This window comes from Bradyrhizobium symbiodeficiens (assembly GCF_002266465.3).
Taxonomy (GTDB): Bacteria; Pseudomonadota; Alphaproteobacteria; order Rhizobiales; family Xanthobacteraceae; genus Bradyrhizobium; species Bradyrhizobium symbiodeficiens.
The window spans coordinates 2553970-2567415 of sequence record NZ_CP029427.2 but is presented as its reverse complement, the minus strand read 5'-3'; the positions used below and the strand labels follow the sequence as shown (position 1 = coordinate 2567415).

Below are 13446 nucleotides of genomic sequence, written 5' to 3'. Positions count from 1 at the left end.
GATTCCAAGATGGACGTGCAACGCAAGCTGGAAATTCTGGCGGACGCGGCCAAGTACGACGCGTCCTGCGCCTCCAGCGGCACCGAGAAGCGGGATTCCAGCGACCGCAAGGGCATGGGCTCGACCGCGCCGGGCATGGGCATCTGCCATTCCTACGCACCCGATGGCCGCTGCATCTCGTTGCTCAAGGTGCTGCTGACCAACGCCTGCAATTACGATTGCCTCTATTGCGTCAACCGCGCTTCCTCGAATGTGCCGCGCGCCCGCTTCACCATTGAGGAAGTGGTCAAGCTGACGCTCGATTTCTACCGGCGTAATTACATCGAGGGCCTGTTCCTCTCCTCCGGCATCATCCGCAGCCCCGACTACACGATGGAACAGGTGGTGGGCGTCGCGCGAAAACTGCGCGAGGAACATCACTTCCGCGGCTACATTCACCTCAAGACCATTCCCGAAGCCGACGACGCGCTGATCGCGGAGGCCGGCAAATATGCCGATCGCCTCTCCATCAACATCGAGATGCCCGAGGAGGCGAGCCTGCAGCAATTCGCGCCGGAGAAGGACGTGCGCGCGATCCGCCGCACCATGGGCCGGCTGCGGCTGAAGCTGGACGAGGCCGAAGAGAACCGCGTAGCGAAGACGAAAGCCAGGCCGCAGCGCTTCGCCCCGGCAGGCCAGAGCACGCAGATGATCGTCGGCGCCGATAGCGCCTCAGACCACACCATTCTCCACACCAGCTCCAATCTCTACGGCTCGTACAAGTTGAGACGCGTCTATTATTCCGCCTTCAGCCCGATCCCCGACGCCAGCCGCGCCTTGCCTCTGGTCCAGCCGCCGCTGCTGCGCGAGCACCGGCTCTACCAGGCCGACTGGCTGATGCGGTTCTACGGCTTCGATGTCGGCGAGATCGTCGACGACAGCGCGATGCTGCCGCTCGACATCGATCCCAAGCTCGCCTGGGCGCTGCGCCATCGCGACCGCTTCCCGCTCGACGTCAACCGCGCCAGCCGCGAGGAGCTGCTCCGCGTGCCGGGCTTCGGCACCAAGGCGGTTGAACGCATCATCGCGACGCGGCGCACCACCACGATCCGCCTGGCCGATCTCGCCCGGCTGCACGTGCCCCGCAACAAGGCGCTGCCGTTCATCGTCCTCAGCGACCACCGCCCCTCGCCGCATCGCCTCGATGCCGCCGGGCTGATCGAACGATTCAAGCCGAAAGCAACGCAACTGGGATTTGGTTTCTGATGCAGTACATCACCCTCGACAACGAAACCGATTTCGACGGCTGGCGCGAAGCAGCGCGCAGCCTCGTGCTTCATCATGTGCAGCCCACCAATGTCGCCTGGACCGTGCAAGGCCGCGACGCGGAATTATTCGCGCCGCAAGCGCCGTCTCCGATCCTCGCGGTGAATGACGGCAGCTTCAAGGTATCAGGCAAATTCGTCGATCTCGCCAAGGCCGCGATCCTGCATCGCGATCCCGAACGCTTTGCGATCCTCTATCGCCTGCTCTGGCGCCTGAAGGACAATCACGATCTCATCGAGGTCGCGACCGATCCTGACGTCGCGTTAGCTACGGCGATGGCCCGAGCGGTCCATCGCGACGAGCACAAGATGCACGCCTTCGTCCGCTTCCGCGAGATCGGCAGGGAACGCGCCGCGCATTACGTCGCCTGGTTCGAGCCGGAGCATCACATCGTCGAGCTCGCAGCCCCGTTTTTCGCCAAACGCTTCGCCGACATGCCCTGGTCGATCCTGACGCCGGAGCTCTGCGCACATTGGGACGGTCATTCGCTTTCGTTCACACCGGGTGTCAACAAGAGCGAGGCGCCGGGCGAGGATCGGCTGGAGGAGACCTGGCGGCGCTATTACGCCAGCATCTTCAATCCGGCGCGCTTGAAGGTAAAGGCGATGCAGGCCGAGATGCCGAAGAAATACTGGAGGAACCTGCCCGAGGCTTCGATCATTAAGCCCCTGATCGAGGACGCCGAACGCATGACCGGTGCCATGATCGCCAATGCCGCAACCGATCCGCACAAGCCCCAAAGGCGGCCGGAGGCTCCGATGACTCGCAAGACTGCCGCAAACGATCTCGAAGCTCTCCGTGAGGAAGCCGCGCATTGCCGCGCCTGCCATCTTTACAAGGACGCGACCCAGACCGTGTTCGGCGAGGGCCCGAAATCCGCCAACATCATGCTGGTCGGCGAACAGCCCGGCGACAAGGAAGACCTCGCCGGCCATCCCTTCGTCGGCCCCGCCGGCCAGATGCTCGACCGTGCGCTGGAGGAGGCCGGTGTCGATCGCAAGAAGGTCTATGTCACCAACGCGGTGAAGCACTTCAAATTCGTGCCGCGCGGAAAGATCCGCCTGCACCAGAAGCCGAATACGCCGGAGATCAAAGCGTGCCGGCAGTGGTATGAGCGGGAAGTCTCGGCCATCCAACCCGATCTGATCGTGGCGATGGGCGCTACCGCCGCGCAAAGCGTGTTCGGCAAGATCACACCCATCGGAAAAAACCGAGGCAGGCTCATCGACCTTCCCGACGGACGCAAAGCGCTGGTGACGGTGCACCCATCTTATTTGCTGCGGTTGCCAGATCCGGAAGCCAAGGCGCTGGAATATCGGCGCTTTGTCGAGGATTTGAAGATCGTTGCCGGCTTGCAGAAGAAAGCCGCGCGGGCCGCCTGAATACTGGCAGGAAAACGGCTTCAACCGCCGCTTGTCATCCGGCCTTCAAATCCATCGCGGACAATACCCTTACTTCAAAGTTAAGGGGCGTCCAGACATGACCGATGTTGCATTCGACCGCGCGGTAGCCGATCCCGCGCCGATCCAGCCGGCCTCGCGGCCGAATCTCGACAAGGGCTTCAATCCGCTGACGATGATCCTGTTCTTCGGCATCCTTGCCGCGGGCCTGCTGTTCGTCGCCTACAGCATCTATGTCGACGTCAACGCCACCGGCGCGCGGGTGACGACCTACCTGCCCTACATCTTGTTGTTCGTCGCGCTCCTGATCGCGCTCGGATTCGAATTCGTCAACGGCTTCCACGACACCGCCAATGCGGTGGCGACCGTGATCTACACCCATTCGCTGCCGGCCGAAGTCGCTGTGATGTGGTCGGGCTTCTTCAACTTCCTCGGCGTGCTCATGTCCTCCGGTGCGGTCGCCTTCGGCATCGTCTCGCTGCTGCCGGTCGAGTTGATCCTGCAGGTGGGCTCCAGCGCCGGCTTCGCGATGGTGTTCGCGCTGCTGATCGCCGCGATCCTGTGGAATCTCGGCACCTGGTTCTTCGGCCTGCCCGCCTCCTCCTCGCACACGCTGATCGGCTCGATCATCGGCGTCGGCGTCGCCAACGCCGTCATGCGCGGCCGCGACGGCACCTCGGGCGTGGATTGGAGCAAGGCCACCGAGATCGGCTACGCGCTGCTGCTGTCGCCGCTGTTCGGCTTCATCTGCGCCGCCGTGCTGTTGCTGCTGCTCAAGTTCATCGTGCGCAACCCCGCCCTGTATGCTGCGCCCGAAAGCAACAAGGCGCCGCCGCTCTGGATCCGCGGCCTGCTGATCGCGACCTGCACCGGCGTCAGCTTCGCGCACGGCTCGAACGACGGCCAGAAGGGCATGGGCTTGATCATGCTGATCCTGATCGGCACCGTGCCGACGGCTTACGCGCTCAATCGCGCGCTGCCGGAGTCCCAGGTCGCCCAGTTCCAGAAGGTCTCGGATGCCGCCTCCAAGGTGATCGCGGCCAAGGGCGCCGGTCACTCGATCATCGGCGACCCCCGTCCTGCGGTGACCCAGTACATCACCTCGCACCACATCAGCGAAGGCACCTACCCTTCGCTGGCGGTGCTGGTGAAGGATGTCGGCGACCAGGTCGCGAAATACGGCTCGCTCAACAAGGTGCCGGCGGAAGTGGTCGGCAACACCCGTAACGACATGTACCTGACCTCGGAAGCGATCCGCTTCCTGATGAAAGACAAGGAAAACGACCTCAACAAGGACGATGTCGCGACCCTGAACGCCTACAAGGGCGGGCTCGACAGCGCCACGAAGTTCATCCCGACCTGGGTGAAGGTCGCGGTTGCCATCGCGCTCGGCCTCGGCACCATGATCGGCTGGAAGCGCATCGTGATCACGGTCGGTGAGAAGATCGGCAAGAGCCATCTCACCTATGCGCAAGGCGCTTCGGCCGAGCTGGTGGCCGCTGCGACGATCGGCGCCGCCGACGTGTTCGGCCTGCCGGTCTCCACCACCCACGTGCTGTCGTCCGGCGTCGCCGGCACCATGGCGGCGAACGGCTCGGGTCTGCAATGGTCGACCATCCGCAATTTGCTGATGGCCTGGGTGCTGACCCTGCCCTGCGCGATCATGCTGTCGGCCACGCTCTACGTGATCTTCTCGCGGATATTCTGAAGCCGATTGGATCCCTCAAAACAAAGGGCCCGTGCAATGCACGGGCCCTCTTCATTTGTGCTTCAGGTTCAGTCTTACGACGCCGCGAGCGATTCCTCGACCAGCTTCACCCAATACGACGTGCCGAACACGATCGCCTCGTCGTTGAAATTGTAGGCGGGGTGATGCAGCCCGGCGCTGTCGCCGTTGCCGCAGAAGATGAAGGCGCCGGGGCGCGCTTCCAGCATGTAGGCGAAATCCTCGCCGCCCATCAGCGGCGGCATCTCGTGCACATTGGCATCGCCTGCGACTTGCCTGGCAATGCGCCGCGCCACCTCGGTCTCCGCGGCGTGGTTGATCACGACGGGATAGTTGCGCTGGTAGCGCAGGTCGATCTTGGCGCCGGTGATTTGCGCGACGCCCGCCACCACCTCATGCACGCGCTTCTCGACCAGCTTGCGCACCTCCGGCGACAGCGTGCGGATGGTCCCCTTCAGCGTCGCGGTCTGCGGAATGACGTTGCGGGCGTTGCCGGCGTGGAATTCGCAGATCGAGATTACGGCCGATTCCAGCGGATCGACGCTGCGCGCGACGATCGACTGCAGCGCCGTGATCACCTGTGCGCCGACCAGCACGGAATCGATGCATTTGTGCGGACGCGCGGCATGGCCGCCGAGGCCCTCTATCATGATGTCGACCTCGTCGGTCGCCGCCATGATCGGACCCGGCCGGATCGCGAACGAGCCGATCGGGATGCCCGGGCCGTTGTGCATGCCGTAGACCTGCTCGATGCCGAAGCGCTCCATCAGGCCGTCCTTGACCATGGCCGCGCCGCCCGCACCGCCTTCCTCCGCTGGCTGGAAGATCACCACCGCATCGCCGGCGAAATTGCGGGTTTCGGCGAGGTAGCGGGCGGCCCCGAGCAGCATCGCGGTGTGGCCGTCATGGCCGCAGGCGTGCATCTTGCCCGGAGTCTTGGAGGCGTAAGGCAGGTTGGTCTGCTCCTCGACGGGCAGCGCATCCATGTCGGCGCGCAGGCCGATGGTCTTGAGCCCCTCGCCGGCCGGCCTCCCGCCCTTGATCACGCCGACCACGCCGGTCCGGCCGAGGCCGGTGACGACCTCATCGCAGCCGAACTCGCGCAGGCGGTCCGCGACGAATGCTGCAGTGCGGTGAACGTCGTAGAGAAGCTCGGGGTGCTCGTGGATGTCCCGGCGCCAGGCCTGAATATCGGGTTGGAGGTCGGCGACGCGGTTCACGATGGGCATGGGGGTCTCAGGCGTTGTTGAAAATGCAGGACTGTCTAACATGCAAGCGCCAGTCCACCCACTGCCGTGGGCCGAGGGTAACCCTGTCCTCTCGTCATGGCCGGGGCTTGTAGCCAGCTTGTCTTGGCCGTCCACGTCTGACTATTAGGACGGAAAGTGCGTGGATGGCCGGGACAAGCCCGGACATGATGCGCTTGTTGGGTGGAAGCGGAATGCCGAGACGGCTCGAAGGTGAATTTGACTATATTGTCGTCGGGGCAGGTACGGCGGGCTGCATCGTCGCGAACCGCCTGTCGGCCGATCCCGGCAAACGCGTCCTCGTCCTCGAAGCAGGCGGCGACGACAACTGGATCTGGTTCCACATTCCCGTCGGCTATCTCTTTGCCATCGGCAATCCGCGCTCGGACTGGATGTTCAAGACCGAGGCCGAGCCCGGCCTGAACGGCCGTTCGCTGGCCTATCCTCGCGGCAAGGTGATCGGCGGGTGCTCGGCGATCAACGCCATGATCTCGATGCGCGGCCAGGCCGCCGATTACGATCATTGGCGCCAGCTCGGCATGACCGGCTGGGGCTATGACGATGTGCTGCCGCTGTTCAGGCGGCTCGAGGATCACTTCCTGGGGGCGAGCGAGCACCACGGCGCCGGGGGCGGCTGGCGCATCGAGGCGCCGCGGCTGTCATGGGACGTTCTCGATGCCGTCGGCGATGCCGCCGAGCAGATGGGGATCAAGCGCATCCCCGATTTCAACACCGGCGACAACGAAGGCACCAGCTATTTTCACGTCAACCAGAAGCGCGGCCGGCGCTGGTCGTCGGCGCGCGGCTTCCTCAAGCCGGCGCTGAACCGTCCGAACCTGCGGCTCGAAAAGCATGTGTTGGTCGACCGCCTGATCATCGAGCAGGGCCACGCCGTCGGCGTGCGCTTCATCCAGAACGGCGAGATGATCGAAGCGCGTGCGAAACGCGAAGTGATCCTCTCGGCAGGCTCGATCGGCTCGGTGCAGGTGCTGCATCGCTCCGGCATCGGGCCTGCCGACTGGCTGTCGCCGCTCGGCATCGACATCGTCATGGACAAGCCCGGCGTCGGCCGCAATCTGCAGGACCATCTGCAGCAGCGCGCGATCTACAAGGTCGAGGGCGTGCGAACGCTGAACGAGACCTATTACAATTTGGTCCGCCGCGGCCTGATGGGGCTCGACTACGCCTTCCGCCGCCGCGGGCCGCTGACGATGGCACCCTCGCAGCTCGGCATCTTCACGCGCTCGGACGCGACGCGCGCGCGCGCCAACATCCAGTTCCATGTGCAGCCGCTGTCGCTCGACAAGTTCGGCGATCCCCTGCACCGCTTCCCCGCCATCACCGTCAGCGCCTGCAATCTGCAACCGACCTCGCGCGGCACCGTGCGGCTGCGCTCGGCGAGCCCCGACGAGAAGCCGATCATCGCGCCGAATTACCTGTCGACCGACGACGACCGCCAGGTCGGCGCCGACGCCATCCGCACCACGCGCCGCCTGATGCAGCAGAAGGCGCTGGCCAAATATCGCCCGAGCGAATATCTGCCCGGCCCCTCCGTCGGCGATGACGATGCCTCGCTCGCAAAAGCCGCCGGCGATATCGGCACCACCATCTTCCATCCCGTCGGCACGGCCAAGATGGGCGCAGTGAGCGATCCGATGGCCGTGGTGGACGAGCGCCTCCGCTTCTACGGGCTCGAAGGCCTGCGCATCGTCGATGCCTCGATCATGCCGACCATCACCTCGGGCAACACCAACACGCCGACGGCGATGATCGCCGAGAAGGGCGCGACGATGATCCTGGAGGATGCGAAGTAGCATCTCGTCGCCATGATCAGTCCCCACCGCTTTTCCATCGGCCCGGCCGACACAGAGATCGCCATGCTGCAATGGGGCGAGAGCGGCAAGCCGCCTGCCCTGCTCGTTCATGGCACCGGATTCGTCGCGGGCGTCTGGGAAGAAGTCGCGCGCGAGCTTGCATCGAGCTACACCGTCTATGCGCTTGACCGCCGCGGCCACGGTGCGAGTCACAAGCCCGGCGACTATCACTTCCTGGACTATGCCGAGGACGTCTGCCGGGTGATCGACGCGCTCGATCTGCATGACGTCTACGGGATCGGCCACAGCGCCGGCGCGACGGATCTGCTGCTCGCGGCAAAATTCCTGCCCGGGCGCTTCACGCGCCTGTTCGTGATGGAGCCGACCATCATGGATCCGCGCGCGGCGCGCGCCGGAGGGTTGGACGACGAATCCGTCGCCCGTGTCCAAGGCACCTTGCGCCGACGCGCTGAGTTCGAGAATGCCGACGCCGTGTTCGCGCGCTACCGCGCCGCGCCGTCCTTTGCGGATTGGACCGAGACCTCACTGCAGGCGTATGTGCGCTATGGCTTCACGACGCTCGACGATGGCCGGGTACGGCTTTGCTGCACGCCGGAGATCGAGTCGGCGATCCTGCGTCCGATCTACGAAGCGATGGAGCAGGTTTACGTCGGCGACGCCCGCGGCAATCCGTTTGCAGGGCTCGCCGAGATCGACTGTCCCGTGCGCGTCACGACCGCCGCGAAGTCAGGCCCGATCTATTGGGAGATGGCGGCGCGCGCGGCATCGCTGATCCCGAAGGTCAGCACGATAGTGTTCGAGGACGCCGGGCATTGTGTCGCGCAGGAAGTGCCCACGGCCGTGCTGGAGGCTGTGCGAAAATTCGCAGAATAGCTCTCGCGCCCCAAAACCACCTCACGAAAACGTCATCGCCGTCCACGAATAAATCCACTCCTCCCCCAATCACCTCCTCGAAGCCCAATTCCGGGCGACAGGAGACGTGGGATGAGCGGACACGATCACGGGGACGACGGCGTCAGCCGCCGCAAGGTGCTGGAATGCATGACCTGGGCCGGCACCGGGGTGCTCTGGACCGTCACGGGAGGCGTGCCGCGCTCGCTCGGCATCATCGATTCCGCGCAGGCTGCGACCGCAGCGGCACCCGGCATGACGTTCCTGCAGATCAGCGACAGCCATGTCGGCTTCGACAAGCCGGCCAATCCCAACGCGCTCGGCACGCTGGAGGAGGCCGTGGGCAAGATCAATGCGATGCCGACAAAGCCGTCCTTCATGATCCACACCGGCGACATCACGCATCTGTCCAAGGCCGCCGAGTTCGACAATGCCGATCGCATCATCTCGCAGAGCAAGCTCGACGTGCATTACGTGCCCGGCGAGCATGACTTCCTGGACGAGGAGGTGAAGTTCTATCGCGAGCGCTATGGCCGGGGCACCAAGGGCCAGGGCTGGTATTCGTTCGACGCCGGCGGCGTGCACTTCATCGGCCTCGTCAACGTCGTCGATATGAAGGCCGGGGGCCTCGGCAATCTCGGCGCCGAGCAGCTCGCCTGGCTCGAAGACGATCTGCGCGGCAAGTCGAAATCGACGCCGATCGTGCTGTTCGCGCACATCCCGCTCTGGACCGTCTATCCGGAATGGGGCTGGGGCACCGAGGACGGCGGCCGTGCGCTGGAATACGTCAAGGGCTTCGGCTCGGTCACCGTGCTGAACGGACACATCCATCAAGTGATGCAGAAGGTCGAGGGCAACGTCACCTTCCACACCGCGCGCTCGACTGCCTTCCCGCAGCCGGCGCCGGGAGCTGCCTCCTCGCCCGGCCCGATGAAGGTCGAGGACGCAAAACTGCGCTCAATGCTCGGCGTCGCCAGCGTCAACTTCAAGCAGAACGAGCAGCGGCTGGCGATCATCGACACGCCGCTCCAGGGCTGATGCAGACGGAACGGAAGCTCACAATGAAGACACTCAATCGCCGCGACTTCGGTGTCGATCTCGGCCTCGCCTTGGCCGCGGCCATCCTGTTGCCCGCAACAAGCGCCCGTGCCGACGACATGGACGTGCATATCGACAATTTCGTCTTCCAGCCGGCCGAGCTCAAGATCAAGATCGGCACCACCGTGACCTGGACCAACCGGGATGACATCCCGCACACCGTGGTGTCGGCCGGCAAGTTCAGGTCCAAGACTCTGGATACCGACGACAAGTTCTCGTTCACCTTCACCAATGCGGGCGACTACAAATATTTTTGTTCGCTGCACCCGCACATGACGGGGATGATCAAGGTTGAGTAACGTCTCCAACCAAGGCATCAACGTCCTGCCCGGCCGGTGGTCCCACGCCGGCCGGGCTCCTGCGTCTCCGGCGACATCAGGCGAAACGGCAAAGCGAGCGGGAATGCCAGCGACAAGCGACGATCCAGACAAGGCGCGGCGTTTTCGCGAAGCGGCGCTGCCCCATCTCGACGACGTCTACACGCTCGCGCGCTATCTGCTGCGCGACGCCTCCGACGCGGAAGATGCGGTGCAGGAGTGCTATCTGCGCGCGCTGAAGCACTTTGACAGCTATCGCGGGCCGGCCATGAAGCCCTGGCTGTTCGCGATCCTGCGCAATGTCTGCAACGCCGAATACGCACGGCGCGCCCACAGGCCCAGCGCGCTCGAGGATACGCCCGGCGCCGAGCAGACACCGATCTGGCAGGAGAGCGAGGCGAGCCCGGAAACCGAAGCGCTGCGCAGCCGCGATGCCGGCGCCATCCGCAAGCTGATCGACGCGCTGGCGGAGCCGTTCAAGGAAACCTTCGTGCTGCGCGAGATCAACAATTTGTCCTATCGTGAAATCGCAGAGGCCGTCGGCGCGCCCATCGGCACCGTGATGTCCCGCCTCGCCCGCGCCCGCGCCATGTTGCGAGCGGCATGGACGGCGGAAGAGGAGCACTCCAGATGACCTGCGACGAAGCAAGGATCATGCTTCACGCGCTGCTCGACGGCGAGCTCGACGCCGGCCATGCGCGCGAGGTCGAAGCTCATATCGCAAGCTGCACGGCTTGCGCGGCTGAGTTTGCCGCGCAACGCGAGATGCAGCGCGTTCTCGCCGACACCAATCTGCGCTACACCGCGCCGGCAAGCCTGCGCAACCGTATCGAAGCCTCGCTGCCTGGGCCGCAACGCCAGCAACCGACCCGCCGCTCCCTGCTGCGCGGCTTTGCGATGGGCTCCGCGGTCTCCGCGCTCGCCGCAACGGGCATCGTCGCCGTCGTGCTGCGCCAGGACGACCAGCAGCGTATCCTCTCGGAAGTCGTCTCGGCGCACCTGCGCTCGCTCCAGGCCGGCCATCTCATTGACGTGGTCTCGACCGACCAGCACACCGTCAAGCCCTGGTTCAACGGCAAGCTCGACGTCGCCCCGCCCGTGATCGACCTCACCGCGCAAGGCTTCACGCTGGTCGGCGGCCGGCTCGACTATATCGACGCCCGCGCCATCGGCGCGGTGGTCTACAAGCGGCGCCAGCACGTGATCAATTTGTTCGTGGCACAGACATCGAGCACCGAACACCGGCCGCCGAAGACCCAGACCATGCAGGGCTTCAACTGTCGCCGCTGGGGCGAGCGCGGCCTGAACTTCTGGGCGGTCAGCGACATTGGCGCCGACGAGCTCGCCGAGTTCGTCGACAAGTTCGAGGCGGCGATGAAGGCGAATGTGGAGGGGTAGCCTGCATTGCGGCTCGAAAGGCACAACAACTTTTGGTTGCTGCCACAGGAGAGCGTCAGTAGATTGGTATCCATGATGCGCTCTCTCTTTTTGGCAGTTGCCGCTGTTTGGACTATCGCCTCGTCAGGGGCAGCATTTGCCCGCGACGGGCTCGCCACCACGTTGCGGGCCGTTCTCTACGAGGAAGATCCGGGCAACCCCAGGGGTAACCGCGCCGAGGGAAGCGTGACTTGGCGCGTAGAACCGACGGCGGACGCTTTCGCACCGTCAGGGGACGTGACGATACGCGGGGACGTCGAGGTGCCTTCGCGAGTCCTCAGGACGAGAATTTTCATTCGACGTAATTTCGATCCCGCATTGTCGGCCTCTCACACGGTACAGATCGAGATCGCGCCAGGCTTCGCGGCGGGGAGGATCAAACAGATCATGGGCCTTATGCTGAAGGCCAGCGAGCAAGCGAAGGGAGCGCCCGTTGCCGCGCTCTCGGTACGAATCGACGACACCCATTTTCTGATCGGCCTGTCTGCCACACCGCAGGATGCATCCAACAATTCGCGTCTGATCCGTAGCAGATCCTGGATTGACATCCCGATCCTCTACGGAACACAGCGCCGCGCCATTCTCGCAATTGAGAAGAGCAGCGAGGTCCTACCGCTTTTCGATACGGTTTTTCGTCGTTGACGCGAACACGTTCCTACACGTTCACGCGCTCCGAGACCGTGAATAGGTGCCTTGCAGCCCGGACGGTGATCCTCAGGCCGACCTTCGCACCGCGTTGTCCACCAGCGTCTTTCCGAGCGACCAGATCGCACCGGGGACCTTGTGGCTGCCGGCGATGACGTCGTCGAACGCCTTCTCGATCCAGCTGCAGTCTTCCTCGGTGATGGTGAGCGGCGGCAGCAGCTTGATGGTGTGGCTACCGTGGCCGGCGACCTGGGTCAGGATCTTGTGATCCTTGAACAGCGGCACGGTGATGAGCTGGCAGAACAGGCCCTTGTTGGCGGCCTCCAGCACGTTCCAGGAGGCACGCAGCCGCAGCGATTTCGGCGGGCCGAACTCGACGCCGATCATCAGGCCCTTGCCGCGCACTTCCTTCATCAGCTCGTAGCCGGGCACCATGCGCGTCAGCGCGAGGCGCAGCTCGGCGCCGCGCTTGGCGGCGGACTCGATCAGCTTCTCGGATTCCATGACATCGAGCGTGGCGATGCCCGCGGCCATGGCGAGGTCATTTTTCGAGAAGGTCGAACCGTGCACCACGGCGCGATCCATCTGATTAAAAATCTTGTCGAAGATGGCCTTGCGCGTTAGCACCGCGCCGACAGGCACGTGGCCGCCGGACAGCGACTTCGACAGCAGCACCATGTCGGGTTCGACGTTCCAGTGCTCGACCGCGAGGAAGCGGCCGGTCCGGCCCATGCCGGTCTGGATTTCGTCGGCGACGAACAGCGTGCCGTATTTCTTGCAGAGCGCGGCTGCGCCCGGCAGGAACTCGTCGGTGGGCATGTTGACGCCCTTGCCCTGGATCGGCTCGACCACGAAGGCTGCGACCTCGCGCGAGGCCAGCGCCTTTTCCAGCGCGGCCAGATCGTTGAACGGGATCGAGGTGCAGCCCGGCAGCAGCGGCTCGAAGCCGGTGCGGAAGTTCGAATCACCGGTCAGCGACAGCGCGCCATAGGTCAGACCGTGATAGCCGTGGGCGCAATAGACGATACCGGGGCGGCCGGTAGCGCCTCGCGCGAACTTGATCGCGGCTTCGACGCATTCGGCGCCGGAATTGGCGAAGAACACCTTGTCCAGATACGGGACATATTTCAGCAGCCGCTCGGCGAGCACTCCGGCCAGCACCGAGACGTCGAACTGGACGAGGTTGGGCAGGTCGGCATCAAGCACGCTCTTGAGCGCATCGCGCATGACCGGATGATTGCGCCCGATCGCGAACACGCCAAAGCCGGACAACAAATCGAGATAGCGCGCGCCGTCGCGATCGTAGAGATACTGCCCCTGCCCCTTCTGGAAGCCGACATCGTAGCCGATGGTCTTGAGAACCCGAACGAACTGCTCGTTCAGATACCGATTATGCAGGGTGCTGCGCTGGGCCTGACGGTCCGCGAAAAGCTGAGACATGTCTGGATTTGGGCTGTGCATCCGCTACATACTTCGCTTGAGGGCCGTCTCGTCAACTGGAAACGGACCGTGACTGAAAACGGTCTGTGCGGCCTTTTGCCCTTT

At 64.3% G+C, this 13446-nt stretch carries 12 protein-coding genes; 10 read left to right on the top strand and 2 right to left on the bottom strand.

Annotation, left to right across the window (positions count from 1 at the left end):
• Positions 1 to 9 precede the first annotated feature (9 nt).
• The 3 genes from CIT39_RS11700 to CIT39_RS11690 all read left to right on the top strand — a co-directional run bounded on the left by CIT39_RS11700 (position 10) and on the right by CIT39_RS11690 (position 4413).
• Entirely contained in the window at positions 10 to 1245 is a 1236-nt protein-coding gene (locus tag CIT39_RS11700; RefSeq protein ID WP_094975208.1) for a putative DNA modification/repair radical SAM protein, read from the top strand.
• Entirely contained in the window at positions 1245 to 2687 is a 1443-nt protein-coding gene (locus tag CIT39_RS11695) for a UdgX family uracil-DNA binding protein (protein WP_094975209.1), read from the top strand. The genes CIT39_RS11700 and CIT39_RS11695 overlap by 1 nt, the downstream gene beginning before the upstream one ends.
• 97 nt (positions 2688 to 2784) lie before the next feature.
• Positions 2785 to 4413: an inorganic phosphate transporter gene (locus tag CIT39_RS11690; RefSeq protein WP_094975210.1), complete on the top strand. Its 1629-nt coding sequence runs from the start codon at positions 2785 to 2787 to the stop codon at positions 4411 to 4413.
• A gap of 74 nt (positions 4414 to 4487) precedes the next feature.
• Here the strand turns inward: CIT39_RS11690 and CIT39_RS11685 are convergent, their stop codons facing one another.
• Positions 4488 to 5660, bottom strand: a complete 1173-nt coding sequence (locus tag CIT39_RS11685; RefSeq protein WP_094975211.1) for a M20 aminoacylase family protein — start codon at positions 5658 to 5660, stop codon at positions 4488 to 4490.
• A 212-nt stretch (positions 5661 to 5872) separates the two neighbouring features.
• Here CIT39_RS11685 and CIT39_RS11680 point away from each other — a divergent pair, with 212 nt between their 5' ends.
• The 7 genes from CIT39_RS11680 (at position 5873) to CIT39_RS11650 (ending at position 11898) form a co-directional block, all read left to right on the top strand.
• Entirely contained in the window at positions 5873 to 7492 is a 1620-nt protein-coding gene (locus CIT39_RS11680; protein WP_094975212.1) for a GMC family oxidoreductase, read from the top strand.
• Between the two features lie 12 nt (positions 7493 to 7504).
• Positions 7505 to 8386 carry an alpha/beta fold hydrolase gene (locus CIT39_RS11675; RefSeq protein WP_094975213.1) on the top strand — a complete coding sequence of 294 codons (882 nt, stop codon included), beginning with the start codon at positions 7505 to 7507 and terminating at the stop codon, positions 8384 to 8386.
• Between the two features lie 111 nt (positions 8387 to 8497).
• Complete coding sequence (locus tag CIT39_RS11670) at positions 8498 to 9442, top strand: metallophosphoesterase family protein (protein ID WP_094975214.1); 945 nt, start codon at positions 8498 to 8500, stop codon at positions 9440 to 9442.
• A 23-nt stretch (positions 9443 to 9465) separates the two neighbouring features.
• Positions 9466 to 9801 carry a cupredoxin domain-containing protein gene (locus CIT39_RS11665; RefSeq protein WP_094975823.1) on the top strand — a complete coding sequence of 112 codons (336 nt, stop codon included), beginning with the start codon at positions 9466 to 9468 and terminating at the stop codon, positions 9799 to 9801.
• A gap of 103 nt (positions 9802 to 9904) precedes the next feature.
• Positions 9905 to 10453 carry a sigma-70 family RNA polymerase sigma factor gene (locus tag CIT39_RS11660; RefSeq protein WP_094975215.1) on the top strand — a complete coding sequence of 183 codons (549 nt, stop codon included), beginning with the start codon at positions 9905 to 9907 and terminating at the stop codon, positions 10451 to 10453.
• Positions 10450 to 11217: an anti-sigma factor family protein gene (locus CIT39_RS11655; protein WP_094975216.1), complete on the top strand. Its 768-nt coding sequence runs from the start codon at positions 10450 to 10452 to the stop codon at positions 11215 to 11217. The genes CIT39_RS11660 and CIT39_RS11655 overlap by 4 nt, the downstream gene beginning before the upstream one ends.
• A gap of 72 nt (positions 11218 to 11289) precedes the next feature.
• Positions 11290 to 11898: a hypothetical protein gene (locus tag CIT39_RS11650; RefSeq protein ID WP_094975217.1), complete on the top strand. Its 609-nt coding sequence runs from the start codon at positions 11290 to 11292 to the stop codon at positions 11896 to 11898.
• A 72-nt stretch (positions 11899 to 11970) separates the two neighbouring features.
• On the opposite strand, the gene hpnO is transcribed toward CIT39_RS11650, so the two are convergent.
• The gene (gene hpnO, locus CIT39_RS11645; RefSeq protein ID WP_094975218.1) at positions 11971 to 13362 is read right to left on the bottom strand and encodes an aminobacteriohopanetriol synthase HpnO; all 1392 of its coding nucleotides are present in this window, start codon (positions 13360 to 13362) and stop codon (positions 11971 to 11973) included.
• Positions 13363 to 13446 lie beyond the last annotated feature (84 nt).